The 24,032-nt window shown below is 68.1% G+C and carries 28 protein-coding genes and 1 pseudogene; 13 read left to right on the top strand and 16 right to left on the bottom strand.

Features of this window, described 5'->3' with window-relative positions; all coding sequences use genetic code 11:
* The 7 genes and pseudogenes from ACE3P2_RS00360 to ACE3P2_RS00330 all read left to right on the top strand — a co-directional run.
* Positions 1 to 197, top strand: a pseudogene (locus ACE3P2_RS00360) (hydroxymethylglutaryl-CoA lyase); the annotation flags it as partial.
* Between the two features lie 63 nt (positions 198 to 260).
* On the top strand, positions 261 to 461 hold the full coding sequence (locus ACE3P2_RS00355; protein WP_374259567.1) for a DUF1289 domain-containing protein: 201 nt from the start codon (positions 261 to 263) through the stop codon (positions 459 to 461).
* An 11-nt stretch (positions 462 to 472) separates the two neighbouring features.
* Complete coding sequence (locus tag ACE3P2_RS00350) at positions 473 to 649, top strand: DUF1289 domain-containing protein (protein WP_374259565.1); 177 nt, start codon at positions 473 to 475, stop codon at positions 647 to 649.
* Between the two features lie 7 nt (positions 650 to 656).
* Positions 657 to 1,562: an MBL fold metallo-hydrolase gene (locus ACE3P2_RS00345; protein ID WP_374259563.1), complete on the top strand. Its 906-nt coding sequence runs from the start codon at positions 657 to 659 to the stop codon at positions 1,560 to 1,562.
* Between the two features lie 146 nt (positions 1,563 to 1,708).
* Complete coding sequence (rapZ, locus tag ACE3P2_RS00340; protein ID WP_374259561.1) at positions 1,709 to 2,551, top strand: RNase adapter RapZ; 843 nt, start codon at positions 1,709 to 1,711, stop codon at positions 2,549 to 2,551.
* A gap of 1 nt (position 2,552) precedes the next feature.
* Complete coding sequence (locus tag ACE3P2_RS00335) at positions 2,553 to 2,960, top strand: NusG domain II-containing protein (RefSeq protein ID WP_374259559.1); 408 nt, start codon at positions 2,553 to 2,555, stop codon at positions 2,958 to 2,960.
* The gene (locus ACE3P2_RS00330) at positions 2,941 to 3,489 is read left to right on the top strand and encodes a Gx transporter family protein (protein ID WP_374259556.1); all 549 of its coding nucleotides are present in this window, start codon (positions 2,941 to 2,943) and stop codon (positions 3,487 to 3,489) included. The genes ACE3P2_RS00335 and ACE3P2_RS00330 overlap by 20 nt, the downstream gene beginning before the upstream one ends.
* On the opposite strand, the gene ACE3P2_RS00325 is transcribed toward ACE3P2_RS00330, so the two are convergent.
* The 11 genes from ACE3P2_RS00325 to ACE3P2_RS00275 all read right to left on the bottom strand — a co-directional run bounded on the left by ACE3P2_RS00325 (position 3,457) and on the right by ACE3P2_RS00275 (position 14,059).
* Positions 3,457 to 3,921 (bottom strand): ribonuclease HI family protein, encoded by a 465-nt coding sequence (locus tag ACE3P2_RS00325; RefSeq protein ID WP_374259553.1) that lies wholly within the window; start codon positions 3,919 to 3,921, stop codon positions 3,457 to 3,459. The two genes, ACE3P2_RS00330 and ACE3P2_RS00325, sit on opposite strands and share 33 nt — an antisense overlap.
* Before the next feature lie 26 nt (positions 3,922 to 3,947).
* The gene (locus ACE3P2_RS00320; protein ID WP_374259551.1) at positions 3,948 to 4,802 is read right to left on the bottom strand and encodes a Dyp-type peroxidase; all 855 of its coding nucleotides are present in this window, start codon (positions 4,800 to 4,802) and stop codon (positions 3,948 to 3,950) included.
* A 40-nt stretch (positions 4,803 to 4,842) separates the two neighbouring features.
* Positions 4,843 to 5,442 carry a methionine biosynthesis protein MetW gene (metW, locus tag ACE3P2_RS00315; protein WP_374259549.1) on the bottom strand — a complete coding sequence of 200 codons (600 nt, stop codon included), beginning with the start codon at positions 5,440 to 5,442 and terminating at the stop codon, positions 4,843 to 4,845.
* An 11-nt stretch (positions 5,443 to 5,453) separates the two neighbouring features.
* Complete coding sequence (locus ACE3P2_RS00310; protein ID WP_374259547.1) at positions 5,454 to 6,584, bottom strand: homoserine O-acetyltransferase; 1,131 nt, start codon at positions 6,582 to 6,584, stop codon at positions 5,454 to 5,456.
* A gap of 176 nt (positions 6,585 to 6,760) precedes the next feature.
* Positions 6,761 to 8,476 (bottom strand): phosphoenolpyruvate--protein phosphotransferase, encoded by a 1,716-nt coding sequence (gene ptsP, locus ACE3P2_RS00305; RefSeq protein WP_374259544.1) that lies wholly within the window; start codon positions 8,474 to 8,476, stop codon positions 6,761 to 6,763.
* 121 nt (positions 8,477 to 8,597) lie between these two features.
* Positions 8,598 to 8,867 carry an HPr family phosphocarrier protein gene (locus ACE3P2_RS00300; RefSeq protein WP_374259541.1) on the bottom strand — a complete coding sequence of 90 codons (270 nt, stop codon included), beginning with the start codon at positions 8,865 to 8,867 and terminating at the stop codon, positions 8,598 to 8,600.
* Positions 8,868 to 8,897: 30 nt separating this feature from the next.
* Entirely contained in the window at positions 8,898 to 9,293 is a 396-nt protein-coding gene (locus ACE3P2_RS00295) for a PTS sugar transporter subunit IIA (RefSeq protein WP_374259538.1), read from the bottom strand.
* A gap of 60 nt (positions 9,294 to 9,353) precedes the next feature.
* Positions 9,354 to 10,418 (bottom strand): FAD:protein FMN transferase, encoded by a 1,065-nt coding sequence (locus tag ACE3P2_RS00290; RefSeq protein ID WP_374259575.1) that lies wholly within the window; start codon positions 10,416 to 10,418, stop codon positions 9,354 to 9,356.
* Complete coding sequence (gshB, locus tag ACE3P2_RS00285) at positions 10,415 to 11,359, bottom strand: glutathione synthase (protein ID WP_374259535.1); 945 nt, start codon at positions 11,357 to 11,359, stop codon at positions 10,415 to 10,417. Before gshB ends, ACE3P2_RS00290 begins: the two co-directional genes overlap by 4 nt.
* Positions 11,360 to 11,371: 12 nt before the next feature.
* Positions 11,372 to 12,670, bottom strand: a complete 1,299-nt coding sequence (gshA, locus tag ACE3P2_RS00280; protein WP_374259532.1) for a glutamate--cysteine ligase — start codon at positions 12,668 to 12,670, stop codon at positions 11,372 to 11,374.
* A 138-nt stretch (positions 12,671 to 12,808) separates the two neighbouring features.
* Positions 12,809 to 14,059 carry an Eco57I restriction-modification methylase domain-containing protein gene (locus ACE3P2_RS00275; protein WP_374259530.1) on the bottom strand — a complete coding sequence of 417 codons (1,251 nt, stop codon included), beginning with the start codon at positions 14,057 to 14,059 and terminating at the stop codon, positions 12,809 to 12,811.
* Between the two features lie 256 nt (positions 14,060 to 14,315).
* On the opposite strand from ACE3P2_RS00275, the gene ACE3P2_RS00270 reads away from it, so the two are divergent.
* Positions 14,316 to 15,209: a GNAT family N-acetyltransferase gene (locus tag ACE3P2_RS00270; RefSeq protein ID WP_374259528.1), complete on the top strand. Its 894-nt coding sequence runs from the start codon at positions 14,316 to 14,318 to the stop codon at positions 15,207 to 15,209.
* A gap of 12 nt (positions 15,210 to 15,221) precedes the next feature.
* Here the strand turns inward: ACE3P2_RS00270 and hemW are convergent, their stop codons facing one another.
* Genes hemW through ACE3P2_RS00245 form a run of 5 tightly spaced genes read right to left on the bottom strand, consistent with a single transcriptional unit; the run spans position 15,222 to position 19,667 of the window.
* Positions 15,222 to 16,448, bottom strand: a complete 1,227-nt coding sequence (gene hemW, locus ACE3P2_RS00265; protein WP_374259525.1) for a radical SAM family heme chaperone HemW — start codon at positions 16,446 to 16,448, stop codon at positions 15,222 to 15,224.
* Positions 16,449 to 16,456: 8 nt separating this feature from the next.
* A complete protein-coding gene (gene rdgB, locus ACE3P2_RS00260; protein ID WP_374259523.1) occupies positions 16,457 to 17,050 on the bottom strand; it encodes an RdgB/HAM1 family non-canonical purine NTP pyrophosphatase in 594 nt (197 codons plus the stop codon).
* A 21-nt stretch (positions 17,051 to 17,071) separates the two neighbouring features.
* Positions 17,072 to 17,815: a ribonuclease PH gene (rph, locus tag ACE3P2_RS00255; protein ID WP_374259521.1), complete on the bottom strand. Its 744-nt coding sequence runs from the start codon at positions 17,813 to 17,815 to the stop codon at positions 17,072 to 17,074.
* Complete coding sequence (locus ACE3P2_RS00250) at positions 17,812 to 18,720, bottom strand: PP2C family serine/threonine-protein phosphatase (protein ID WP_374259518.1); 909 nt, start codon at positions 18,718 to 18,720, stop codon at positions 17,812 to 17,814. The genes rph and ACE3P2_RS00250 overlap by 4 nt, the downstream gene beginning before the upstream one ends.
* On the bottom strand, positions 18,717 to 19,667 hold the full coding sequence (locus tag ACE3P2_RS00245; protein ID WP_374259517.1) for a serine/threonine protein kinase: 951 nt from the start codon (positions 19,665 to 19,667) through the stop codon (positions 18,717 to 18,719). The genes ACE3P2_RS00250 and ACE3P2_RS00245 overlap by 4 nt, the downstream gene beginning before the upstream one ends.
* An 85-nt stretch (positions 19,668 to 19,752) precedes the next feature.
* On the opposite strand from ACE3P2_RS00245, the gene ACE3P2_RS00240 reads away from it, so the two are divergent.
* From ACE3P2_RS00240 to ACE3P2_RS00220, 5 genes are all read left to right on the top strand, one after another.
* Positions 19,753 to 20,619: a YicC/YloC family endoribonuclease gene (locus ACE3P2_RS00240; RefSeq protein ID WP_374259513.1), complete on the top strand. Its 867-nt coding sequence runs from the start codon at positions 19,753 to 19,755 to the stop codon at positions 20,617 to 20,619.
* Between the two features lie 9 nt (positions 20,620 to 20,628).
* Entirely contained in the window at positions 20,629 to 21,243 is a 615-nt protein-coding gene (gene gmk / locus ACE3P2_RS00235; RefSeq protein ID WP_374259510.1) for a guanylate kinase, read from the top strand.
* A gap of 7 nt (positions 21,244 to 21,250) precedes the next feature.
* The gene (gene rpoZ, locus ACE3P2_RS00230; protein WP_079434420.1) at positions 21,251 to 21,466 is read left to right on the top strand and encodes a DNA-directed RNA polymerase subunit omega; all 216 of its coding nucleotides are present in this window, start codon (positions 21,251 to 21,253) and stop codon (positions 21,464 to 21,466) included.
* 28 nt (positions 21,467 to 21,494) lie between these two features.
* Positions 21,495 to 23,699: a bifunctional (p)ppGpp synthetase/guanosine-3',5'-bis(diphosphate) 3'-pyrophosphohydrolase gene (locus ACE3P2_RS00225; RefSeq protein WP_374259507.1), complete on the top strand. Its 2,205-nt coding sequence runs from the start codon at positions 21,495 to 21,497 to the stop codon at positions 23,697 to 23,699.
* A gap of 64 nt (positions 23,700 to 23,763) precedes the next feature.
* A complete protein-coding gene (locus ACE3P2_RS00220; RefSeq protein WP_374259504.1) occupies positions 23,764 to 23,952 on the top strand; it encodes a DUF3460 family protein in 189 nt (62 codons plus the stop codon).
* Positions 23,953 to 24,032 lie beyond the last annotated feature (80 nt).

Genomic DNA, 24,032 nt, shown 5'->3' with positions numbered 1-24,032 from the left:
GCCCCTACGCGGCCGGCGCCTCGGGCAACGTGGCCACCGAGGACGTGGTGTACCTGCTCGACGGGCTGGGCATCGAGACCGGGGTGGACCTGGAGCGGCTGGTGGATACCGCCGGCTGGATCAGCGAACGCCTGGGCCGCGTGCCGGCCTCGAAGGTGGCGCGGGCGGTACTGGCGCGGCGGACCAAGGCCGGCTAAGCTTGAGGGGACCATTCCGACCCGGCGCCGACGAGCGCTGGGCACCCTCACCGACAGCGCCCCATGAGTATCCAATCCCCCTGCACCTCCGTCTGCCGCATCGACCCGGCCAGCGGCTACTGCGAAGGCTGTTTCCGCAGCATCCCCGAAATCACCGACTGGAGCCGCGCCGACGACGCGCGCAAACGCGAGATCCTCGCCGAGGTCGCCCGTCGCAAGACGACCGCCCAACCCGCCGCGGGCCGTCAGCCCGCCCGCGCGTGACGGCGCCACCCATGGGCGACGACAACCCCTGCATCGGTGTCTGCGAGATCCAGGACGGCTACTGCATCGGCTGCGGTCGCAGTGCCGACGAGATCTTCGGCGAGACCGATTCCGACCCGGTGGGTAGCGACGCCGTCACCGAAAGCCTGCCGCCTGCCGCCGACGGACAGGCTCGCGCCACCGACTGAGGGCGCGATGCTGCCGCCCGGCATCCAGGTGCTGGAGCGCGGCTGGCTGTCGGCCAACAACATCCTGTTGTTCGACGGCGACGTCGCGACCCTGATCGACAGCGGCTACGTCACTCACGCCGCCCACACCGTCGCGCTGCTGCGCGAGGCGCTTGGCCGCCGGCGTCTGGTGAGCCTGCTCAACACCCATTCCCACGCGGACCACATCGGTGGCAACGCCGCGGTGCAGCGTGCCTTCGGCTGTCGGATCGGCGTACCCCACGGCATCGCTGCCGCAGTGGCCGCCTGGGACGAGGACGCGCTGCTGCTGACGGCCGCCGCCCAGCAGGCTGAAGCCTTCGCGGCCGATCACGCCCTGGTGCCCGGCGAAACCTTGCCGATGGGCGGACTCGAATGGCGTACCCTGGCCGCGCCGGGCCACGACATGGACGCGCTGGTCTTCCACGCGCCCGACGCCGGGCTGCTGATTTCCGGCGATGCCCTGTGGCGCGACGGCTTCGGCATCCTGTTCGCCGAGGTGATCGGCAGCGGTGCCGGGCTGGCCGCCGCGCGGGCGACCCTCGAGGCCATCGGCCGCCTGTCGCTGCGCTGCGTGATCCCCGGCCACGGCGCCCCCTTCGTCGAGGTGGACGAAGCGCTTGCCGCCGCGTTCCGGCGCCTCGACTACTTCGAGCAGGACGGCGCGCGGATGGCCCGCAACGCCATTCGCGCCTGTTTCACCTTCATGCTCCTCGAGCGCCGCGAGGTCGCCCTCGACACCTTGCCGGCCTATCTCGACACGGTGCCCCTGTACCGCGAAGCCAACCGACGCTTCCTCGGGCTCGCGCCGGATGCGCTGGCGGGCTGGCTGGTCGACGAACTCGTTCGCGCCGGCGTGGCCTGTCGCCGTGAAGAATGCCTGTTCGCGACATGATTTAACAAAAACGTATCTTTTTGTGGAAATCCCGATAGTTCGCCGATCAGACTTTGTTTATGCTTTTCCAAAAAAAGCTGCGACATTTTGTCTCGGCCCCAAGCGCGATCATCGCGTCCGCGGTTTTCCCCATTCAGGTCACCCCCATGCAACTCGTTCTGATCAGCGGTCTGTCCGGCTCCGGCAAGAGCGTCGCCCTCAACGTGATGGAGGACTGCGGCCACTACGTCGTCGACAACCTGCCCTCGGCGCTGCTGCCGCAACTCGTCACCCACCTGCGGGGTGCCGGCTACCAGCGCATCGCGGTGGCGGTGGATGTGCGTTCCGGCGCCAGCATCGCGGCCCTGCCCCAGCAGGTCGAGGCGCTGCGGGCGATGATCGGCGACGTGCGCTTCCTGTTCCTCGACGCCCGCGACGACACCCTGATCGCCCGCTTCTCGGAGACCCGCCGTCGCCATCCGCTGGGGGACGACGCCGTGACCCTCGCCGAGGCGATCGCCCGCGAGCGCGAGGCGCTGGCGCTGATTTCCGAGCTCGGCCACCGCATCGACACCAGCGACCTGTCGGCCAACACCCTGCGCAACTGGGTCAAGAGCTTCATGCGCCTCGAGGCGGGCGACCAGATCACGCTGCTGTTCCAGTCCTTCGGCTTCAAGCATGGCATTCCGATGGACGCCGATCTGGTGTTCGATGTGCGCTGCCTGCCCAACCCGTACTACGACCCGGTGCTGCGGCCGCTCACCGGGCGCGATCAACCGGTGATCGATTTCCTCGAGCGGGTGCCGGAGGTCGGGCAGATGGCCGACGACATCTTCCGTTTCGTTGCCCAGTGGCTGCCCTCGTACGTCAACGACAACCGCAGCTATCTCACCGTCGCCATCGGGTGCACCGGCGGCCAGCACCGCTCGGTCTACATCGCCGAGAAGCTCGCCGAGCGGTTCCGCGAATCGGCCCGGGTGCTGGTGCGCCACCGTTCGTTCAAGACCTGAGATGACTGGCCTCGGCGCGGCGCGGCGCTGGCTGGCGGCCTGGGCGGCCCATCTCCGGGTGGGCGACCTCGGCGTGCTGGCGGCCGCGCTGATGTTCAGCGTCGGCGCGGCGTTGCACCTGTGGCAGGGTGGGCGCCCCGACAAGGCGATTATCAAGGCCGGTGGCAAAGTGTTCGCCGAGGTGGCGCTCACCGCGCCGCGGATCGTCGATGTGCCCGGGCCGCTCGGCATCACCCGCATCGAAGTGGCGCCGGGCCGCGCCCGCGTCGCGAGCGATCCGGGGCCGCGCCAATACTGCGTGCGCCAGGGCTGGCTGGCCAGTGCCGGCGCGGTGGCGATCTGCGCCCCCAACCAGGTGAGCCTGGCCCTTTCGGGGCAGCGGGCCGACTATGACTCCCTCAACTACTGAGCTGCGGCTCGTCCCCACCGCCGACGACCACCGGGTGGCGCGCCATGCCGCGGCGGCCATCGTGCTGACGGTGGCCGAGGCGGCGATTCCGCTGCCCTTGCCGGGCGTCAAGCCCGGTCTCGCCAACATCGTGACCCTGGTGGTGCTGGCCCGCTGGGGCTGGCGCGAGGCGGCGTGGGTGGCGCTCTTGCGGGTGCTGGTGGGCAGTCTGGTGCTGGGGCAGTTCCTCGCCCCGGGGTTCTTCCTGAGCCTGGCCGGCGGGGTCGCCAGCCTTGCCGTGCTGGGGGCGGCGATGCATCTGCCGCGCCGCTGGTTCGGGTCGGTGAGCCAGAGCGTGCTGGCGGCTTTTGCCCACATCGGCGGCCAGCTGGTGGTGGCGCGCCTGTGGCTGGTGCCCCACGACGGGGTGTTCTACCTGGTGCCGGTGTTCGCGCTGGCGGCCACGCTGTTCGGACTGGTCAATGGCCTCGTGGCGGCACGGCTGCTGTCGCTCGAACTAGCGCCGGCGGCGCCGCGAGACGGGGCGTAGCGCCGGCTTGTCGGGCAGGCCGAGGGCGGCGCGGGAGAGCCGGTCGGCGTCGGGGTTGCGGTGGCGCGGAATCCATTCCAGGCGGACCGACGCGAACGCGGCCAGGCGCACCTGCAGTTGTCCGATCAGTCGATCCAGGTGTGCCACCGCGGTGCGGGCTTCGCCGCGCAGGTGGCGCACCGCAAAGTCGCTGTCGCCGCGGATCAGCAGGTGACGGGCGCCCGATGCGCCGGCCATGTCGAGGGCCTTGCCGAGGGCGCGTAGCTCGGCCTCGTTGTTGCAGCCGGTCGTGCCGGCCAGGCCCGAGAAGTCCGCCCGCTCGCCGGCCGGACCCCGCAGCACCACGCCGAGCCCGATGCGGCCGGGATTGGGCAGGGCCGCGCCGTCGAACCAGATCTGCCATTCGGTGGTGGGGGACGGGGCGTCGGTCATGGCGGCGGGACGGTGTGGCCTCGGCCTCAGAGGGGGAGCCGGAGCTTGCCGCCTTCGAGGGGAGGACACCAGAAGTAGGCGCCGGACACCGGCCGGGTAAAGCGGAAAAGGGCGTCCACGATGCCATCCTCGAGCCCGACCATGCGGCGCATCTGGGCCTGGAAGGCGTCGAGGCTGTGGCCGAAGGCGACGAACATCAGGCCGCCGGCCATGCCGTCGGCCCAGGGCATCGAGCGGCGCACGAGGAAGGCCTCGGGGCTGAAGCTCTCCTGAGCGGTGCGCTTGACGTGGGCGGATTCCGGGGCGTCGTCGAGTTCCTCGTTGTCGCTGCGGCGGCGGCCGATGCAGTCGTCGCATTCCTCGGGCTGCATGGCCTCGTAGCGACGGAAGTCGTGCACCCAGCGCTGCACCGCGACGAGGCTGGCGCCGTCGGCGGAGTGGGCGGCGGCGAGCGCGGCCTCGCCAGTGGGGTTCTCGGTGCCGTCTTCGTAGCCGGTGAGGTCGCGGCCGCTGTCGTGCTTGAAACCGTCCCAGGCTTCCTGCAGCGCGAAGGCGGGGGCGAGGGCGGCGACGAGGTGGCGGCTGCGGTTGAGCAGTTCGCCGCGATCTTCGCCGCGCAGCCACAGCCACAGGGCGGCGGGCGTCGAGGGGATGTCGATGCCGGGGCCGGCGAGCGGCGGGAAGGGCTTGAGACCGGCGGCCTTCTTGCCGACTGCAGAGAGCGGGGCCTGGCCGATGCCGGCGACGGTGCGTTCGCCGTCGACGACGTCCTGCAGCGCCTTGAGGCCGGCGGCGACGTCGGTGTCCGGTTCGAGGGCGAAGACGAGGTAGCGGGAGAGGGGCGGGAGGGGCAGCAGGATGCCGGGTTGCGGCGTGGGCATGGTGGTCTCCGGGAAGGGCGGAAAGGTCGGCGGGGGATGGTCAGCGGGCTTCGTCGGCGCGGGCGAGGCGGTAGAGGGCGACGCTGGCGAGGAAGTTGGGCTCCTCGACGATCACCTTGTCCTCGTCGAAGGCCAGCCGCTCGCGGATCGCGACGCCTTCCTGCTCGCACAGGGCATCGAAGTCGGCGATGGTGAAGAAGCGCACGTTGGGCGTGTCGTACCACTGGTAGGGCAGGTTCTTCGATACCGGCATGCGCCCGTTGAGGATCGACTGGCGGTGGCGCCAGTAGGCGAAGTTGGGGAAGCTGACGACGGCCTCGTGGCCGACCCGCAGCATCTCCTTCAGGATGCCCTGGGTGTTGTGCATGGCCTGCAGCGACAGGCTCATGATGACGTGGTCGAAGAAGCCGTCGTCGAAGCCGGCGAGGCCTTGCTCCATGTCGATCTGGATGACGTTGACGCCGTTCTTCGCGCAGGCGAGGACGCGCTCGGGGCTGTTCTCGACGCCGTAGCCGCGCACCCGGCGCACGTCGCCGAGGTAGCGCAGCAGGCTGCCGTCGCCGCAGCCGAGGTCGAGGACGCGTTCGCCCGGCTCGATCCAGTTGGCGATGACGTCGTAGTCGAAGCGGTGGAAGCTCATCGTGGCCGTCCTCAGATGCGGATGTTGTCGATGTAGGCCCGCAGCACGGCGTGGTATTGCGGGTCGTCAAGGAGGAAGGAGTCGTGCCCGGCGGGGCAGTCGATCTCGGCGTAGCTCACGCGGCGGTCGCTGTGCATCAGGGCGTAGACGATCTCGCGGCTGCGCGACGGGGCGAAGCGCCAGTCGGTGGTGAAGGACACCACCAGGTAATCGGCCTTGGCGCGGCCCAGTGCGGCCACCAGATCGCCGTCGTAGTCGAAGGCGGGGTCGTAGTAATCCAGCGCCTTGGTGGTGAGCAGGTAGGTGTTGGCGTCGAAGAAGCCGGCGAACTTGTCGCCCTGATAGCGCAGGTAGGACTCGATCTCGAATTCCACGTCGTAGCTGAACACCGGCTTGTCGTGGCGCAGCGCGCGGCCGAATTTCTGGCCCATGGCGTCGTCGGACAGATAGGTGATGTGGCCGATCATGCGCGCCAGCGCGAGGCCGCGGGTGGGCACCACGCCGTGCTCGTAGTAGTGGCCGGCGTGGAATTCCGGGTCCTTCAAAATCGCCTGACGGGCCACTTCGTTGAAGGCGATGTTCTGGGCGGTGAGCTTGGGCGCCGAGGCGATCACCAGCGCGTGGGCGACCCGGTCGGGGTATTGCAGCGTCCAGGAGAGCGCCTGCATGCCGCCGAGGCTGCCGCCGACCACCGCGGCAAAGCGCTCGATGCCGAGGCGATCCGCCAGGCGGGCCTGGGCGTCGACCCAGTCTTCGACGGTGACGAACGGAAAATCGGCGCCCCACGGCTTGCCGGTGGCCGGGTTGGTGCTGTTGGGGCCGGAGCTGCCGTAACAGCCGCCCAGGTTGTTCACGCCGATCACGAAGAACCGGTTGGTGTCGAGGGGCTTGCCGGGGCCGACCAGGTTGTCCCACCAGCCGACGCTGCCGTCGGCGTGCTCGCCGGCCACGTGGTGGGAGCCGGACAGGGCGTGGCACACCAGCACCGCGTTGCTGCGGGCGGCGTTGAGGGTGCCGTAGGTTTCATAGACCAGGTCGTATTCGGGCAGCACGCCGCCGCTCTTGAGGGGCAGCGGCGCGCTGAAGTGGGCCCGCTGGGGCACGACCAGACCAACCGATTGTGCGACGGAGTGTTCTTGCATCGTTCGATCGTCCAAAAACGGAAAAACCCAGCCGGCGAACGGTCGCGGACTGGGCTGCCGTCGCTTTAGCCGTACTTTTAAAGCGCCCGCAAGCTGAAGGGTTCAAATCGGCGCTGAGTGGAAAGAGTAGCGCGGGGACGCCGCGCAAGTCAAACACCGGGTGGGCATCGCGGGGCCTACAGTTTTTCCACCGCCTCGCGCACCCGGTCGGGCTCGTCGAGCTTGAGCAGACGCTGGACCTTGGGCGTCAGGTCGGTGGCGTCGGCGCGCAGGATGGCCTGCTTGACTTCGAGGATCTGCGCCGGATGCATCGAGAACTGGCGCAGCCCCATGCCGATCAGCAGCCGCGCGTAGTCCGGATCGCCGGCCATCTCGCCGCACACCGACACCGGCACGCCGGCCTTGGCGCCGCTCTGGATGGTCTGGTGGATCAGCCGCAGCACGGCCGGGTGGAGCGGGTTGTAGAGGTGGGCGACGGCCTCGTTGCCGCGGTCGATGGCGAGGGTGTACTGGATCAGGTCGTTGGTGCCGATCGACAGGAACTGCAGGCGCTTGGTGAAGGCGCCCAGGCACAGGACGGCGGCGGGCACTTCGATCATGCCGCCCACCGGCACCGATTCGTCGAACTTGATCTTGCGCTCGCGCAGTTGGGCCTTGGCCTTGTCGAGGAGGATCAGGGTCTGGTCGATCTCGTGGCTGCTGGCAAGCATCGGGATCAGGATCTTGAGCTTGCCGAAGTGGCTGGCCCGCAGCAGGGCCCGCAGCTGGGTGAGGAACATCTTGGGCTCGGCCAGGCAGTAGCGGATCGCCCGCAGGCCCAGGGCCGGATTGTCTTCCTGGCGGGTGGCGCCTTCGAGTTCCTTGTCGGCGCCCACGTCGAGGGTGCGCACCGTGACCGGCTTGCCGGCCATGGTCTTGACGACGGCTTTGTAGGCCTCGAACTGCTCGTCCTCGTCGGGCCAGCTGTCGCGGCTCATGAACAGGAACTCGGTGCGGAACAAGCCCACGCCGTCGGCCTCCACGCCCTTGGCCTGGAGGGCGTCGGGGGGCAGCTCGATGTTGGCGAGGATCTGGACTTCCTCGCCGTCCAGCGTGGCGGCGCGGGTGGACTTGAGACGCTTGAGCTTGGAGCGTTCGAGCTCGACGGCGGCCTTGCGCAGGCGGTATTCCTCGAGCACCCGCTCGTCGGGATCGACGATGACGACGCCGCGGGTGCCGTCGATGATGATCAGCTCGTCGTCCTTGACCACGTGGCGGATGTGGCGCAGGGCCACCACCGCCGGGATCGACAGGCTGCGGGCGACGATCGCGGTGTGGCCGGTGGGCCCGCCGGCGTCGGTGATGAACCCGGCGACGGCGTGATCCTTGAAACCGATGGTGTCGGTCGGCGAGAGATCGTGGGCGACGACGATGGTGCCGAGGCCATCCTTGCGCTTGGGCGGCAGGTGGCCGGGGTGGCCCAGCAGTACCTTGACGACGCGTTCGACGACCTGAACCACGTCGGCCTTGCGCTCGCGCAGGTAAGCGTCCTCGATGGCCTCGAACTGCTCGACGAGCTGCTCCATCTGCTGCACCAGCGCCCATTCGGCGTTGGCGCGGCGGCTGCGGATCAGGGCTTCGGCGGCGTCGATGAGCATCGGGTCGTCGAGGAACATGATGTGCATGCCCAGGAAGGCATCCACTTCTGACGGCGCGGAACCCGCCGCGGCCTTGAGTCCGGCCAGTTCGGCCTTGACCTCGGCGACGGCGTTGCGCAGGCGGGTGACTTCCGCCTCCACGTGCTTGGGGGCCACGGTGAAGTGGGCGACCTCGAGCAGCGCATGGGAAACCAGATGGGCGTGGCCGATGGCGATGCCCTGGGAAACGGCGAGACCGTGGACGGTGAAGCTCATGGCGGGGCCCTAAGCGAGTGGGCGGGTCGCGCGGCCGGCTGGCGGGCCGGACTGCCGTGGGGAGCCTTGGACGGGCGGCGGCGACCCGATGCCGCCACGCCCCGGCGTGCTGCGAGGGTGCTTACTCGCCTTCGCCGAACTTGTCGGCGATCAGCGCCTGCAGGGCGGTCATGGCCTGATCGGCATCGCTGCCGTCGGTGTCGATGACGATGGTGCTGCCCTTGGCGGCGGCCAGCATCATGACGCCCATGATGCTCTTGGCGTTGACCCGCTTGCCATTACGCTCGAGCCACACGTCGCAGGCGTAGGCGCTGGCGACCTGGGTGAGCTTGGCGGAGGCACGGGCGTGCAGGCCCAGCTTGTTGATGATGTTGGCTTCCTGGCGTGGCATTGCTGTGGTCTTCCCTTCCTCGGTGGATTGTTATTGTTTTGCTTGCTTCATGTGTGCGACGCCTTCGCAGGCGCCGGCGATGGCTTTTTTGAGCAGTACGTCGATGTTTCGTTCGCGATAGGTGATCGTGCGCAGCAACATCGGCAGATTGACGCCCGCCACGCCTTCGATGCGCCCTGGCTCGAGGAGCTTGGCGGCGGTGTTGGCGGGAGTGGCGCCGATGATGTCGGTGAGGATCAGTACGCCACTGCCGTCGTCCACCAGCCCGAGCAGGCGCCGGGCGAGGGGCAGTGCGTCAAGGGGATCGTCCTGTCCGGCCATGCCGAGCTGCAGGAGCTGCGGCGGTCGGCGGTTCAGCACATGGCAGGCGCACTGGATGAGCGACTCGCCGAGGCTGCCGTGGGTTATCAGAAGGATTCCGATCATCCAGCCCATTCTAACGAATGCCGCGCGTGCGGCAAGTCGAAATAAGCAGGAGGAATTGTGTCAGTTCACGACGAGGCTGGGTTTGACGTCGTCGCCGAACTGCAGGCGGCCCTGCAGGGCGCGGGTGACTTCCACCCGGCCGTCGGCGTCCACCCGCAGGGCATGTTCGATGCCGAAGCGGTGGGCGTAGTCGCGCCACGCAGGGCCGCCGAGGTAGACGGGCTTGCTGGCGGCGTCCGACAGCGTGCCGGCCTGGGTGGTACCGGGCGGGCGCGGGGTGACCAGCACGGTGACCGCCTGGGTGCCCTTTGCCGGGCGACCGCTGCGCGGGTCGAGGAGGTGGCAGTAGCGCTCGCCGTCGAGCTCGAAGTAGCGCTGGTAGTCGCCGGAGGTGCCGATGGCCTCGCCGTCGCGCAGGGGCAGGGTGGCGAGCGGGCGCGGTTCGCGCGGGTGCTGGATGCCGACGCGCCAGGGCTGGTCGCCCTTGCTGCCCAGCGCCAGCACGTTGCCGCCGATGTTGACGAGGGCGTTGGCGACGCCGTGGGCCTTGAGGATGGCGGCGGCGCGGTCGAGCGCATAGCCCTTGCCGTAGCCGCCCAGGTCGAGCTGAACGGCCGGGTTGCGGCTGGAGACCGTGCCGTTCTCGATGGTGAGGTCAGCCATCGTCGGGTGGGCGCGCACCAGCTCGGCGAGGGTGGCCGGGTCGGGCCGCACCGGCACGAAGGTGTCGGTGTGAAAGCCCCACAGGGCGATGAGCTTGCCCAGGGCCGGGTCGAACAGTTCGTCGCCGGTGGCGGCGATGGCCTTGGCGTCGGTGAGCATTGCGGCGAGCTCGGGCGACACCGGAATGCGCTGCTGGCCGGCGGCGATGGCGGCGTTGAGACGGGTGAGCTCGGACGGCTCCCAGGCGTGGTAGGCCCGGTGCAGGCGATCGAACTCGCGCAGCACCTCGGCGATCGCGGTGCGGGATTTGTCTTCGGATGCGTCCCAGGTGAGCACCTCGACGCGGGTGCCGAAGACGTAGGATTCCTGCTGGTACAAGCGCTCCCGGCTGCAGCCGGCGAGCAGCCCCGCGGTCAGGGCAAGGGCGGCCAGCCAGCCTGCGGTGCGTCGGACGGAGGTCAGGCGCACGCGGCCTCGAGGGCGTCGATCACCGCGCCGGGCACGTCGAAGCCGGTCTGGTCGGTGATCTCGACCATGCAGGTGGGGCTGGTGACGTTGATCTCGGTGAGGCGGTCACCGATGACGTCGAGGCCGACGATGAGCAGCCCGCGCGACCACAGGATGGGCGCGAGGTATTCGGCGATGGCGCGTTCGCCGTCGGTCAGCGGCATGGCCACGCCACGGCCGCCGGCGGCGAGGTTGCCGCGGGTCTCGCCGGCCATCGGGATGCGCGCCAGCGAGAACGGGATGACCTGCCCGCCGATGATGAGCACCCGCTTGTCGCCGCCCGAGATGGCCGGCAGGTAGGCCTGGGCCATGATGGTGCGGCGTTCGTCCTGGGTGAGGGTCTCGATGATGACGTTGCGGTTCGGGTCGTCGGCGCGCACGCGGAAGATCTGGCTGCCGCCCATGCCGTCGAGGGGCTTGAGGATGGTGTCGCCGTGGGCGTCGATGAAGGCGTTGATGTCGGCGGCGGCGCGGGCCACCCGGGTGGCCGGGGTGAACTGCGGGAACTCGGTGATGGCGAGCTTCTCGGAGTGGTCGCGGACCCCCCGCGGGTGGTTGAAGATGCGCGCGCCGGCCTGCTGGGCACGTTCGAGCAGCCAGGTGGCGGTGACGTATTCGAAGTCGAAGGGCGGATCCTGGCGCATCAGCACCGCGTCGAAGTCGGTGAGGGGCATCACCGCCTCGGCGCCGCTGGGCGCGTACCAGGCGTGGTCGAAATCCGACACGCCGATGGGCAGGCTGCGGGCCGAGACCACGCCACCTTCCCACATCAGCGCCTCGCGCTGGATGGCGAAGATCTCGTGGCCGCGGCGGGCGGCGGCCCGCATCATGGCGATGCTGGAATCCTTGTAGGCCTTGAGATTGTCGAGGGGGTCGAGGATGAAGGCGAATTTCATCGGGTGCTTCCGTCAGGCGGTGGCTTCTTCGAGGAGCTGCGGTTCGGTCTCCTCGATCTCGACCGAGGCGGCGAGCAGGGCCAGGCGGGCGACGACGCCATAGGCGTAGAAGCGGTTGGGCGCGGCATCGGGCTCCTGGTTGCAGTCGGGCAGGCTGCACGGCGCCTCGAAGGCCAGGGGTTCGAAGTGCATGCCGGGGGCGTTGAGGTTCTCGTCGCGGCCGCGCTGGGTGTGGACGCGGTAGAAGCCGCCCACCACGTAGTGGTCCATCATGTAGACGACCGGCTCGGCGACGGCGCCGTTGAGGGTCTCGAAGGTGTGCACGCCTTCCTGGATGATGACGTCGTGGACCTCGAGGCCTTCCTTCACCACGCTCATCTTGTTGCGCTGCTTGCGGTTCAGGCCGATCAGTTCGGCGGCGTCCTTGACCGTCATGACGCCCATGCCATAGGTGCCGGCGTCGGCCTTGACGACCACGAAGGGCTCGTCCTCGACGCCGTATTCCTGGTACTTGGCGCGGATGTCGGCGAGCATCTTCGAAACCTTGTCGGCCAGCTCCTGTTCGCCGGTGCGGGCATGGAAATCGAGGCCCGAGCAGGTGTCGAAGGCGGGGTTGATGCGCCACGGGTCGATGCCGATCTCGGCGCAGAAATCGCGCGTCACGCGGTCGTAGGCGGCGGCGTGGTTGGACTTGCGGCGGGTGTGCCAGCCGGCGTGCACGGGCGGAATCACCCACTGGTCGTGCAGATCCTGCATCAGCGCAGGTACCCCGGCGGAGAGGTCGTTGTTGAGGAGCACCGCGCAGGGGTCGAAATCTTTCAGGCCGAGGCGGCGGCCGTTGCGCAGCAGGGGCTCCAGCGTGAGGGTTGCGCCGTTGGCGAGCTCGACGACGGTGGGTTCGGTGATCTCGGGCAGCAGGCTGCCGAGACGCACCTCGAGGCCGGTGAGGCGCAGGATCGACACCAGCTTGGCCACGTTCTGCAGGTAGAACTGGTTGCGGGTGTGGTTCTCGGGCACCAGCAGGATCGAGCGGGCGCCGACGCAGATCCGCTCGATGGCGGCCTGGGCGGCCTGCACGCACAGGGGCAGGAAGGCGTCGTTGAGGTTGTTGAAGCCGCCGGGGAAGAGGTTGAGATCCACCGGGGCGAGCTTGAAGCCCGAATTGCGTAGGTCGGTGGAGCCGTAGAACGGCGGCAGGTGCTCCTGCCATTGGGTGCGCATCCAGCGCTCGATGGCACAGGCGTTGTCGAGGAAGTGCTTCTCCAGCTCCAGCAGGGGGCCGGTGAGCGCGGTGGTGAGATGGGGGACCATGGAAACCTCGCGGACTGTTCTCGGAAGGCGCTGCGTCGGACTGGCGACGGCGCGGGACGCACCGTGGACCCGCGCGGCCCGTGATTGTTCTGGTCGGATGTTACACCATCCGTCCGGCGCGCCCCGCGGCGGTGCGCGTCAGTCGGCGGGCGGCAGGAAGCGTCGGAAGCTGTCGGGTAGCGGGGCGTTTTCGAGGCTGCGCTGGGCGAACAGGTAGCGCCCGTCGCAGACGAAGCCCAGGTCGGCCCAGTCGACGGCGTTGAGGGCGTCGCGGAAGGCGTCCAGGTCCACGTCCTGGCGATGGGGGAAGACACCCATCACCGCGCCGTCGAAGTTGGGGCACGGATGCACGAAGAACGGCTGGGCGCGGCGCGTCTTGGTGTTCACGTAGACCCGTGGGGCGTCGGTCTGCGGATAGCCGCGGCCCCACTGCCACCAGTTGCTGTCGTCGAAGCGCCGGATGCGCCGGGCGATCAGCGCGTCGCGGTGGGCGAGCAGCGCGGCGGGGGCCGGCTCGCCGGGGGCACACCAGATCATCCGGCGGGTCTGACCGGTGCGGGCGGTGGCGGAGGTGACGAAATCCCGGTTGCCGGCGCTGTCGCTGGCGTAGATCGCGTCGAGGCCCGACACCGCGCCCACCTTGACGCTCGCCACGTCCGACAGGCTGAGGCCGTATTCGCCGTGGGAGAACAGCAGGTGTCCGGCGCTTTCGAGAAAGTGGCGGCGCTGCCAGTGGGGGTGTTCGAGGGCGTGGGCGAGATCGTCGCCCTGGCCGATGTGCGCCCAGGCGGTGCGGTGGCCGAGCTCGCCGAGCTCGTAGCGCCAGATCAGGCAATTGGGCAGGGCGTCGGCGAACACCCGGGCGTCGCCCAGTTCGATGGCGTGGGTGATGGTGCCACGTTCGTGCAGCCACCGGTTGAGGGCGCGCGCGCTGGTGGATTTGAGGAAATCCCGCGGGGTGATGAAGATCAGCTCGCCGCCCGGGCGCAGGTGACGCACGCACTTCTCGATGAAGAACAGGTACAGGTTGCTGCGCCGGTCGAAGCCGTCGCGCCGCAGCAGGGCGCGGGTGCCGGGGGCGATGTCCTGATAGCGCACGTAGGGCGGGTTGCCGATCACGGTGTCGAACTGTTCGCTCTCGGGGTAGGCGAAGAAGTCGATGTTGAGGGCGCCCGGCGGGCTGTGGCGGGCATCCAGCTCGATGCCGACCGCGTGGTGGAGTTCGCGCAGGAAGGCGCCGTCGCCGCAGGACGGTTCGAGTACCCGCCCGATGTTGTGGCGCAAACGCAACATCGCCCGCACGACCGGCTCGGGTGTGAAGACCTGTCCGAGCGCCGCGACGTCGGGGTGGGGAATGAGCGGGGAGGCCGTGGCGGAAGAGGCTTGCATGGGTACGCGGCGCGCGGGTCGAGGGCTGCCGCATTGTGCAGGAAGCGGGCTGGACGGGCCAGTGCTGCCCAACGTGAGCACAAACGGATTTTTGCCGTCGTGATGGATTTAACGGATTGCCACGGAAATCCTTTTTGAAGTAGTCTCCGCGCGGATGCGTATGTACTATCCCGGAAGTGTGAAATAAAGATGCGGACCGGCGCATACGCTGGCAGGTGCTTATTCTTGGCTTTTCCGGCTATTACGAAAGAATTACATGACCCCCCCTACAGGCAGAAGGTTTCAGCTGCCCTTCATTTTCCGTGGAAAGCGACTTTTTTCCGCCTCGCTACGGCTGGCCGTACATGAGGCGGCGCTTGCCGACGTCCTGGGTGGCCAGGCGCGCGAACTCACGACCCAGGCGTTGCCCGTCGGCCTCGATGGTCAGTTGCTCAGCGGCGTGGTCGATCAGGGCTGGCGCACCTGCACCGTGCTCGATGACCGCATTGCCTACGTCCTGAGTCGCGACGTCTGGCACTACCTGGCCTGGACGGGCTGCTACGACCGTTTTCTCGAGGGGCGCTTTACCGCCAAGAGCCGCGAGTCGTTTGCTCGGGACGAGGCGCGTTTCATCGAAACCTTTGGTGTCGCCGAAGGGCGCGGGCTCGATCTGCGCATTTACCGCAGCCCGGCCGAGATGGCCGAATTCCTGCGTCACGCGGCGCTGGTCGGGGGTAGCGCGGATGGCGCTTCCCTGGCGCGCGCGGCCGCGCAGGGCACGGCGCATGGCTTCGTGCTGTTCGCCAAGGGGGTGCCGGCGGCCTACCTGTGCCTCGAGGCGAATGGCGAGGCGCTGCAGTACGCGTGCGCGGGCGAACGACCGGATTATCGTCAGTGGTCGGCGGGCAGCATCGTGCACCTGCAGGCCTTCCAGCGCCTGTTTGCCGATGTGCGCTACCGCTTCGTGGATTTCAGGCCAGGGGACAACGAGGTGAAGCGCCAGTTCGCCAACGGATCGCTGCGTAGCGCCGTGGTGTTGCAGGTGCCGCGCACGTTGCGTAACCGCGTGCTGCTGGGTCTGCACGCGATGCTCCAGCGGGCGTCCGGCAACGAACGCTGCGCCGCGGAAGTCTCGGACGAAGTGCGCACCCTGCTGGCCAGCCGCGCCTGAGCGGCGGGCCGTTCAGGCGGCGAGGAACAGCATCAGCAGTTCGTTGAGGAAGTGGCGCCCGCGCGTGGTGGGTCGGATCGTCTCGCCGTCCACCTCGACGAGCCCTTGCTGGCGGGCTTTCAGCAGACCTGCCTCGGCGGCCTCGAAAGGCAGCCCGGTGCGCTCGGCGAAGAGCCGTCGTGGAAAGCCGCGGTTGAGTCGCAGGGCGTTCATCATGAACTCGAAGGGCAGCTCGGCGGCCGTGATCTGGCGCCGCTCTTGCACGAAGCTGCCGTCGTCGCACGCGGCGAGGTAGGCGACCGGGTGCTTCGGGCGGGTTTCGCGGACGATGCCTTCATGGGACGACAGCTTGCCGTGGGCGCCCGCTCCGATGCCCAGGTAATCGCCGAACGTCCAGTAATTGAGGTTGTGGCGGCATTCGCGGTTGGGCCTGGCGAAGGCCGAGGTTTCGTAATGGCCGTAACCCGCCTCGCCCAGGCGGTCTTCGACGAGATCCTGCATGTCGGCCGAGGCGTCCGGGTCCGGCACCTCCGGCGGATTGGCGGCGAAGGCGGTGTTGGGCTCCAGCGTCAGGTGGTAGCACGACAGGTGCGTCGGCCCCAGGGCGAGAGCGATGGCGAGGTCGGCCTCGGCCTCGGTGAGGGTCTGGCCGGGCAGGGCGTACATCAGATCGAGATTGACGGCGTCGAAGTGGGTGAGCGCGGCTTCGGCGGCAGCGAGGGCGTCGGCGCGGCCGTGGATGCGCCCGAGGGCTTTCAGATGGCGCTCGTCGAAGCTCTGGATGCCTACCGACAGGCGATTGACGCCGGCCTGTCGAAACGCCTTGAAGCGGCCCGCGTCCACGGTGCCGGGATTGGCTTCGAGGGTGATCTCGGCGAGCGGATCGAGCTGCACGCGCATACGGATCGCGGTGATCAACTGATCGAGCCCTTCGGGGCTCATCAGGCTTGGCGTGCCGCCGCCGATGAAGATGCTGTGCACGCGCCGGCCCCAGATCTGCGGCAGTGCGCCTTCCAGGTCGGCGACGAGGGCGTCGAGATAGGCGGCCTCCGGGATGCCTTCATCTTTTACCGCATGGGAGTTGAAGTCGCAGTAAGGGCACTTGCGCACGCACCACGGAAAGTGGACGTACAGCGACAGCGGCGGCGATGCGGTGAGGCGGGATTCCCAGCCGCCGACGGCAGACTGCGCCGCCCGCGCGGGAGCGGCGGCGATCGGGATGACGCGAGGTTCGGACATGCGGGGCGTCAGTCGGCTTCGGCGCGGAGCTTGTCGAGCAGCTGGCGGAAGGCCGAGCCGCGGTGGGACAGGACGTTCTTGAGTTCGGCCGGGATCTCGGCGGCGGTCTGCTCGAGATCGGGCACCAGGAACAGTGGGTCGTAACCGAAGCCGGCCTGGCCGCGCGGAGCGTCGAGGATCACGCCGTGCCATTCTCCAGTGGTGATGAGCGGCTGCGGATCGTCGGCGTGACGGACGAGGGCCAGCGCGCAGTAGAAGCGGGCGCGGCGGTCGGCCTGGCCTGCGAGGCGCTCCAGGAGCAGAGCATTGTTGCGCTGGTCGGACTTGGGCTCGCCGGCGAAGCGCGCGGAGATCACGCCGGGCGCGCCGCCGAGGGCGTCCACGCACAACCCCGAATCATCCGCCAGGGCCGGCAGGCCGGTGGCGCGGGAGGCGTGACGGGCCTTGGCGATGGCGTTCTCGATGAAGCTGGGATGCGGCTCCTCGGCTTCGCTGACGTTGAACGCCGATTGCGGCAGCACCTCGATGCCCAGGGGTGCGAGCAGCGCGGAAAGCTCCTTCAGCTTGCCGGCGTTGCCGCTGGCGAGGACGAGTTGTTTCATGGCGGGCTTCCTTCCCGGCGCTCAGGCGATGCCGAGGGCCTTTTTCTGTTCGATGACCAGTTGGGCTATGCCGTCGCCGGCAAGTTCCAGCAGGGCGTCGAGTTCGGCGCGGGAGAAGGGCGTGCCCTCGGCGGTGCCCTGGACTTCGACGAAGCCGCCGCTGCCGGTCATCACCACGTTCATGTCGGTTTCGCAGTCGGAATCTTCGGGGTAGTCCAGATCGAGCACCGGCACGCCCTTGTAAATGCCCACCGAAATGGCCGCGACGAAATCGCGCATCGGGTTGGCGGGCAGCTTGCCGGCCTTGACGAGGCCGTCGAGGGCTTCGCGCACGGCGATGCAGGCGCCGGTGATCGACGCGGTGCGGGTGCCGCCGTCAGCCTGCAGCACGTCGCAGTCGATGGTGATCTGGCGTTCGCCCAGGGCGGTCATGTCGACCACCGCGCGCAGGCTGCGGCCGATCAGACGCTGGATTTCCTGGGTGCGGCCGCTCTGTTTGCCCTTGGCGGCTTCGCGCGCGCTGCGGGTGTGGGTGGAGCGGGGCAGCATGCCGTACTCGGCGGTCAACCAACCCTGGCCCTTGCCGCGCAGGAAGGGCGGCACCGATTCCTCGACGCTGGCGGTGCACAGCACCCGGGTGTCGCCGAATTCGATGAGCACCGAACCCTCGGCGTGGCGGGTGAAGCCGCGAGTGATGCGGACCGGGCGAAGCTGGGCGGGCGTGCGGCCGCTGGGGCGGGCGAAGGCGGTGTTGGGCTGGGTCATTTGAATTTGTGGATGGCTGCGTTGATTTCGCGGATGGCGCGTTCGATTTCGTCTTCGCTGAGGTCTTCCTGGTCGCGCTTGCCGCGGCCGAAGCCTTCCATCTGGGTGGTGTAGGCGTCGGCGGGCATGGTGCGGGTGGAGACGGTGTCGGGGATGTCTTCCTGGTGATCGTCATGCCAGGTCATGGCGATCAGGGTCATGTTGTCGCACTGGGGGCCGCCGAGGAGCTCGGCTTCGTTCATGAGCTTGGGGACGCTTTCCATGACCCGGCCGTCGGCCAGGGTGCCGACCAGGGTGTCCGGGTCGAGGGGGCCCCAGACGCCGTCGGAACAGATCGCGATGACGTCGCCGTTGGCGAGCGAGACGCCGCGGGAGAACTCGATCTGCGGCGGATGGTTGCCGCCCAGGCAGCTGAAGATGCGGTTGCGGCCCGGGTGCACCGCGGCGGCTTCGGCATCGAGCAGGCCTTGATCGAGCATCAGCTGGACGCGGGAGTGGTCGCGGGTCTGGGCGGCCAGGCGGCCCTTGCGGATCATGTAAAGGCGCGAATCGCCGGCGTGGGCCCAGTGGGCGACGCCTTCCTGGATGAGGCACGCGACGATGGTGGTGCGCGGCACGTCGGCCAGGTGCTTGTCGAAGGCGTAGTCGAGGATCGCGTGGTGGGCGTTGCTGAGCACGCGCGACAGGAACAGCACCGGGTCGGTGACCTTCGGGCGTGCCTCCTGCTGGAAGGACTGGGCGATGAACTGCACCGAGATCTGTGCGGCCACTTCGCCGTAAAGGTGGCCGCCCATGCCGTCGGCCAGCACCATCAGCAAGGCGTCGCGGGTGTAGGAGTAGGCGACCCGGTCCTGGTTGGTGCGTCGTTTGCCAACCCGGCTTTCCTGGAAAATGGTGAATCTCATGAACGGCCTATCATTGTTTTTAGTCGGGAGCCGAGCCCTTCGAGCCAGGTCTTCTGCTGCGGCGGAGCCTCGCGATGGCGCTGGGCGAGGACTTTTTGCAGGGCGAAGCAGCTCTGGGGCCGTTTAAGCGGGTCGAGTTGCAGACACCAGTCGATGGTGGCAAGGAAATGCGGTGAATACTGGCCGGCCCAGGCCTTGGCGGCGGGGACGACGGTGTCGTGCTTGATGCGCTCGTCGGAGCGCTGGGGCGAGGTGCCGGCCAGGCAGGCGTACATGCTGGCGCCGACGCTGTAGATGTCGCTCCACGGGCCGAGGGCTTCGCGGCTGGCAAACTGCTCTGGCGAGGCGAAGCCGGGCGTGTACATCGGCTTGAGGATCGGGGTGTCGGACATCAGCGTCTGTCGGGCTGCACCGAAGTCGAGCAGTACCGGCGTGCCGTCGCTGCGCAGGTAGATGTTTGACGGCTTGATGTCCAGGTGCAGCAGCTTGTGGGCGTGGACTTCGCGCAGGCCGTTGAGCATGCGCGTGAACACCCCGCGGATGAAACGTTCGCGGACGTTGCCCTTGTTCTTCTGGACGTAATCGTGCAGGGTGCGACCGCGCTCGAACTGCATCACCATGTAAACGGTGCCGTTGGCGCGAAAGAAGTTGAGCACGCGCACCACGTTGGGGTGCACCAGCTTGGCGAGCGCCCGGCCTTCCTCGAAGAAACACTTCATGCCGTAGCGGAAGGCGCCCTGGTGGGCCTCGGTGACATGGGGCGTCACTTCGCCCTCCGCGCGCAGGGCGAGGGAGTTCGGCAGGTATTCCTTGATGGCGACGGGCGTGCCGTCCTGGTCGTAGGCCAGGTAGACGATCGAAAAGCCGCCCAGCGACAGTTGCCGCTCGACCCGGTAATGGTCGAGGAGGAAACCTGACGGGAGGGCGCAGTTCTGTTGAGTGGCCATCGGGCGGGGCGCTACACTTCGTCTTTTGGTGGCAGTCGGGCCGCTAGTTTAGCTTCGATTGCCGCGCTATCTCGGGAAAAACAGGATGATTCACAGCATGACCGGCTTTGCCGTCCAGGTTCGGGACCTGGGCCGCGTGGCCTTGCACCTCGAACTGCGGAGCGTCAATTCCCGCTACCTCGACCTCGCCTTCCGCATCAACGACGATTTGCGCCAGGCCGAACCGCTGCTGCGCGAGGCGATCACCGCCAGGCTGCGGCGCGGCAAGGTCGAGTGCCGTTTCAACCTGCAGGCGAAGGATAGCGCACCTCGCGATCTGGCGATCAACGACATGCTGTTGGGGCAGCTCAAAACGGCCCAGGCCGCCGTGCTGGGCGCCATGCCGCAGGCCGCGCCGTTCTCGGTGGCCGAAATCCTGCGCTGGCCCGGCATTCTGGCCGATGACGGTGTCACGTTCGAGGCGCTGCAGCCGGAGATCGCGCCGCTGATCGCGGCAGCCCTCGACGAGCTCGTCGCCACCCGCCGCCGCGAAGGCGAGAAACTCGCCGAAATGATCCGCGGACGCATCGCCCACATGCGTGACCTCGTCGCCAAGGTCGCGCCGCGGGTGCCCGGGCTGGTCGCCGAATACCAGGAAAAGCTCGCCACCCGTCTGCGCGATGCGGCCGCCACGCTCGACGAGGATCGGATCCGCACCGAGGTGGGCTTGTTTGCCCAGCGCGTCGATGTGGCCGAGGAACTGTCGCGGCTGTCGACCCACCTCGACGAGGTCGAGCGCATCCTCAAGGCCGGCGGCGCCGCCGGCAAGCGGCTGGATTTCCTGATGCAGGAACTCAACCGCGAGGCCAACACTCTCGGCTCCAAAGCGATGGCCGCCGACATGACCGCCATCGCCGTCGAACTCAAGCTGGCCATCGAGCAGATGCGCGAGCAGGTCCAGAACATCGAGTAAGGATCGCCCATGCCCGGCACCCTGTTCATCGTCACCGCGCCCTCCGGCGCCGGCAAGACCACCCTGGTCAGCGGCCTGCTGGCGCGCGACCCGCTGGTCAAGCTGTCCGTCTCATACACCACTCGCGCCCCGCGCGCCGGCGAGGCCCACGGCCAGCATTACCATTTCGTCGATGTGCCGACCTTCCGTGCGCTGCGCGACAAGGGTGAATTCCTCGAGTGGGCCGAGGTCCACAGCAATTATTACGGCACCTCGAAGGCCTGGCTCGAGGCGCAGATCCGCGAGGGCAAGGACATCCTCCTCGAGATCGACTGGCAGGGCGCCCAGCAGGTGCGCAAGGTGTTTCCGAAGGCGGTCGGCGTGTTCATCCTGCCGCCGTCGGTCGAGGAGCTGGAGCGTCGCCTGCGTGGCCGAGGCACCGATTCGGAAGACGTGATCGCCCGACGGGTGCTGGCTGCGCGTGGCGAGATGCGCCATGTGGCCGAGTTCGACTACGTTATAATCAACGAAGACTTGCCCATCGCCGTCGAAGATCTCGTGGCGGTGGTGAGAGCATCGCGGCTGCGCTACGCCAACCAGGAGGCGCGCAAGCCGGAGTTTTTCCATTACCTGGAACAGGATTGAGGCAAATATGGCCCGTGTAACCGTTGACGACTGTCTGAAGAGAATCCCCAACCGCTTCCAGCTGACCCTGGCGGCCACCTATCGTGCCCGTCAGCTGACGGCCGGTGCCACCCCGCAGGTTGATCTGGACCGCCACGACAAGGACAAGCCCACGGTGATCGCCCTGCGCGAGATTGCCGCCGGCAAGGTGGGCACCGAAGTCCTCAACCGCGGCCAGGCCTGAGCGCCCGTCCCGCGCCGAGAGCGATGTCATGGAATCCGCCGCCCCAGTTCCCGTCAATGGTAGCGGCGTTTCCCAGCCCCCCGCGTCGAGCGTCCTCCCCCTCGATTTCGGTCGCCTGAGGGCGCTCGTCGCCACCTACCTGCGCGCCGAGGACGTCGGCCGCATCGAAGCCGCATATCACTTCTCCGCCGACGCCCATCAGGGCCAGCGGCGCCAGAGCGGCGAACCCTACATCTCCCATCCCGTCGCCGTCGCCGAGATCCTCGCCGGCTGGCATCTGGATTCGCAGGCCCTGTGTGCCGCGCTCCTCCACGACGTGATGGAGGACACCCACATCACCAAGGCCGAGATCGCCGAGCGCTTCGGACGCACCACGGCCGAACTCGTCGATGGCGTCTCCAAGCTCGACAAGATCGAGTTCCAGTCTCACGAAGAAGCCCAGGCCGAAAATTTCCGCAAGATGCTGCTGGCGATGGCCAGCGATCTGCGGGTGATCCTCATCAAGCTGGCCGACCGTCTGCACAACATGCGGACCCTCGACCACATGCGGCCCGACAAGCGCCGCCGCATCGCCCGCGAAACCCAGGAAATCCACGCCCCCATCGCCAACCGGCTGGGTCTCAACAGCATCTACCGCGAGCTCCAGGAGCTCGCCTTCAAGCACCGCCACCCGATGCGCTTCCGGGTGCTCTCGAAGGCCATCCTCGCCGCGCGGGGCAACCGCCGAGAGGTGGTTGGCAAGATCCTCGCCGCCATCGAGGAGCGCCTGCCCCAGTGGAACATCGAGGCCGAAGTGCGTGGCCGCGAGAAGCACCTGTACAGCATCTACCGCAAGATGAGCGAGAAGCGCCTCAGCTTCTCGCAAGTGCTCGACATTTACGGGTTTCGCGTCATCGTCCCCGACGTGCAGACCTGCTACCGCGCCCTGGGCGCCCTGCACGGCCTCTACAAGCCGGTGCCCGGCAAGTTCAAGGATTACATCGCGATCCCCAAGGCCAACGGCTACCAGTCGCTCCACACCACGCTGATCGGCCCCTTCGGCACGCCGGTCGAGGTGCAGATCCGCACGCCGGAGATGAACCACGTGGCCGAGAGCGGCGTGGCCTCCCACTGGCTCTACAAGGAAGACGAGAAGACCCTCACCGAGCTGCAGCACAAGACGCACAGCTGGCTGCAGTCGCTGCTCGAACTGCAATCCACGTCGGGTGATTCCAGCGAATTCCTCGAGCACGTCAAGGTCGATCTCTTTCCCGGCGAGGTGTACGCCTTCACGCCCAAGGGCAAGATTTTCGCGCTGCCGCGGGGTGCCACGGTGGTCGACTTCGCCTACGCGGTGCACACCGACGTGGGCAACCGCTGCGTCGCCGGACGCATCAACGGTGAGCTGATGCCGCTGCGCACCGAGCTCCACAACGGCGATCAGATCGAGATCATTACCGCCGCCCACGCCAGCCCCAATCCGGCCTGGCTGGGCTACGTGCGCACCGGCAAGGCCCGCGCGCAGATCCGCCATTTCCTCAAGAACGCCCAGCAGGAAGAAGCGTCGACCCTCGGTGAGCGCCTGCTCAACCAGGCGTTGCGGCCCCACGGGCTCACCCTGGGCCAGGTCAGCACCTTCGCCTGGGACCGTTTCCTGCGCGAATTCACGCTCGCCAACCGGCGCGAGCTGATGACCGACATCGGGCTCGGCCGACGCCTGCCGGCCATCGTCGCGCGGCGTCTGGCCGAAATCCAGGACGTCGAATCCGGCCGCGCCGACGTGGTCAAACCCAAGCCCGCCGGGGCGATCCTGATCCGCGGCACCGAAGGCGTCGCGGTGCAACTCGCCCGCTGTTGCCGGCCGATCCCGGGCGACCCGATCGTCGGCATCATCCGCAAGGGCCAGGGCCTCGAAGTGCACCTCCACGACTGCCCCCAGGCCCGCAAGCTGCGCAGCGAGCGCGATCGCTGGATCGACGTGGAGTGGGAACCCTCCACCGACCGCCTGTTCGACGTCACCCTCAAGTTCCTCACCCAGAACGTGCGCGGGGTGCTCGCCAAGATCGCCAACGCCATCGCCGAGCAGGACTGCAACATCCAGAACGTATCCACCGACGGCGAGCAGGGCGCCTATTCCACGCTCTACATCACCGTCCAGGTCACCCACCGCCTGCACCTCGCGAATGTCATCCGGGGTATCCGCAACATCCCCGAGGTGGTGCGCATCACTCGCCTGCGGGGCGACCAGAAATGACGCCGGCCCCGCGACCGGGTGCCTGCGCTGCTAGAATCCACGCCGATTGAAAGGGAGATCACCAATGGCAATGTACGAATCCGAGCACACCAAGTTCATGCGCGAATGGATGGCCAAGCATCCGGAGCAGGTCGAAGAGCAGAAGAAGGGCCGCGCCCTGTGGTGGGACCGTCCCCAGGACGAAGAAACCAATCGCCAGTACGCAGTCGGCCGCGTCGCCCAGAAGCCGTATCCCTACTCCACCGAAGGCTGAGTCCCGCTCGCCCCGGCGTGCCGTCCCGGTGGCCGCCAGCGGCGGGCCCGCGACGGTCCGCCGCCCCGGACGGGCCGGTT

The organism is Zoogloea sp. (assembly GCF_041911615.1).
Classification (GTDB): Bacteria; Pseudomonadota; Gammaproteobacteria; order Burkholderiales; family Rhodocyclaceae; genus Zoogloea.
Note: the sequence above shows the minus strand (reverse complement) of the source record. Positions and strands in the feature narration are given on the sequence as shown.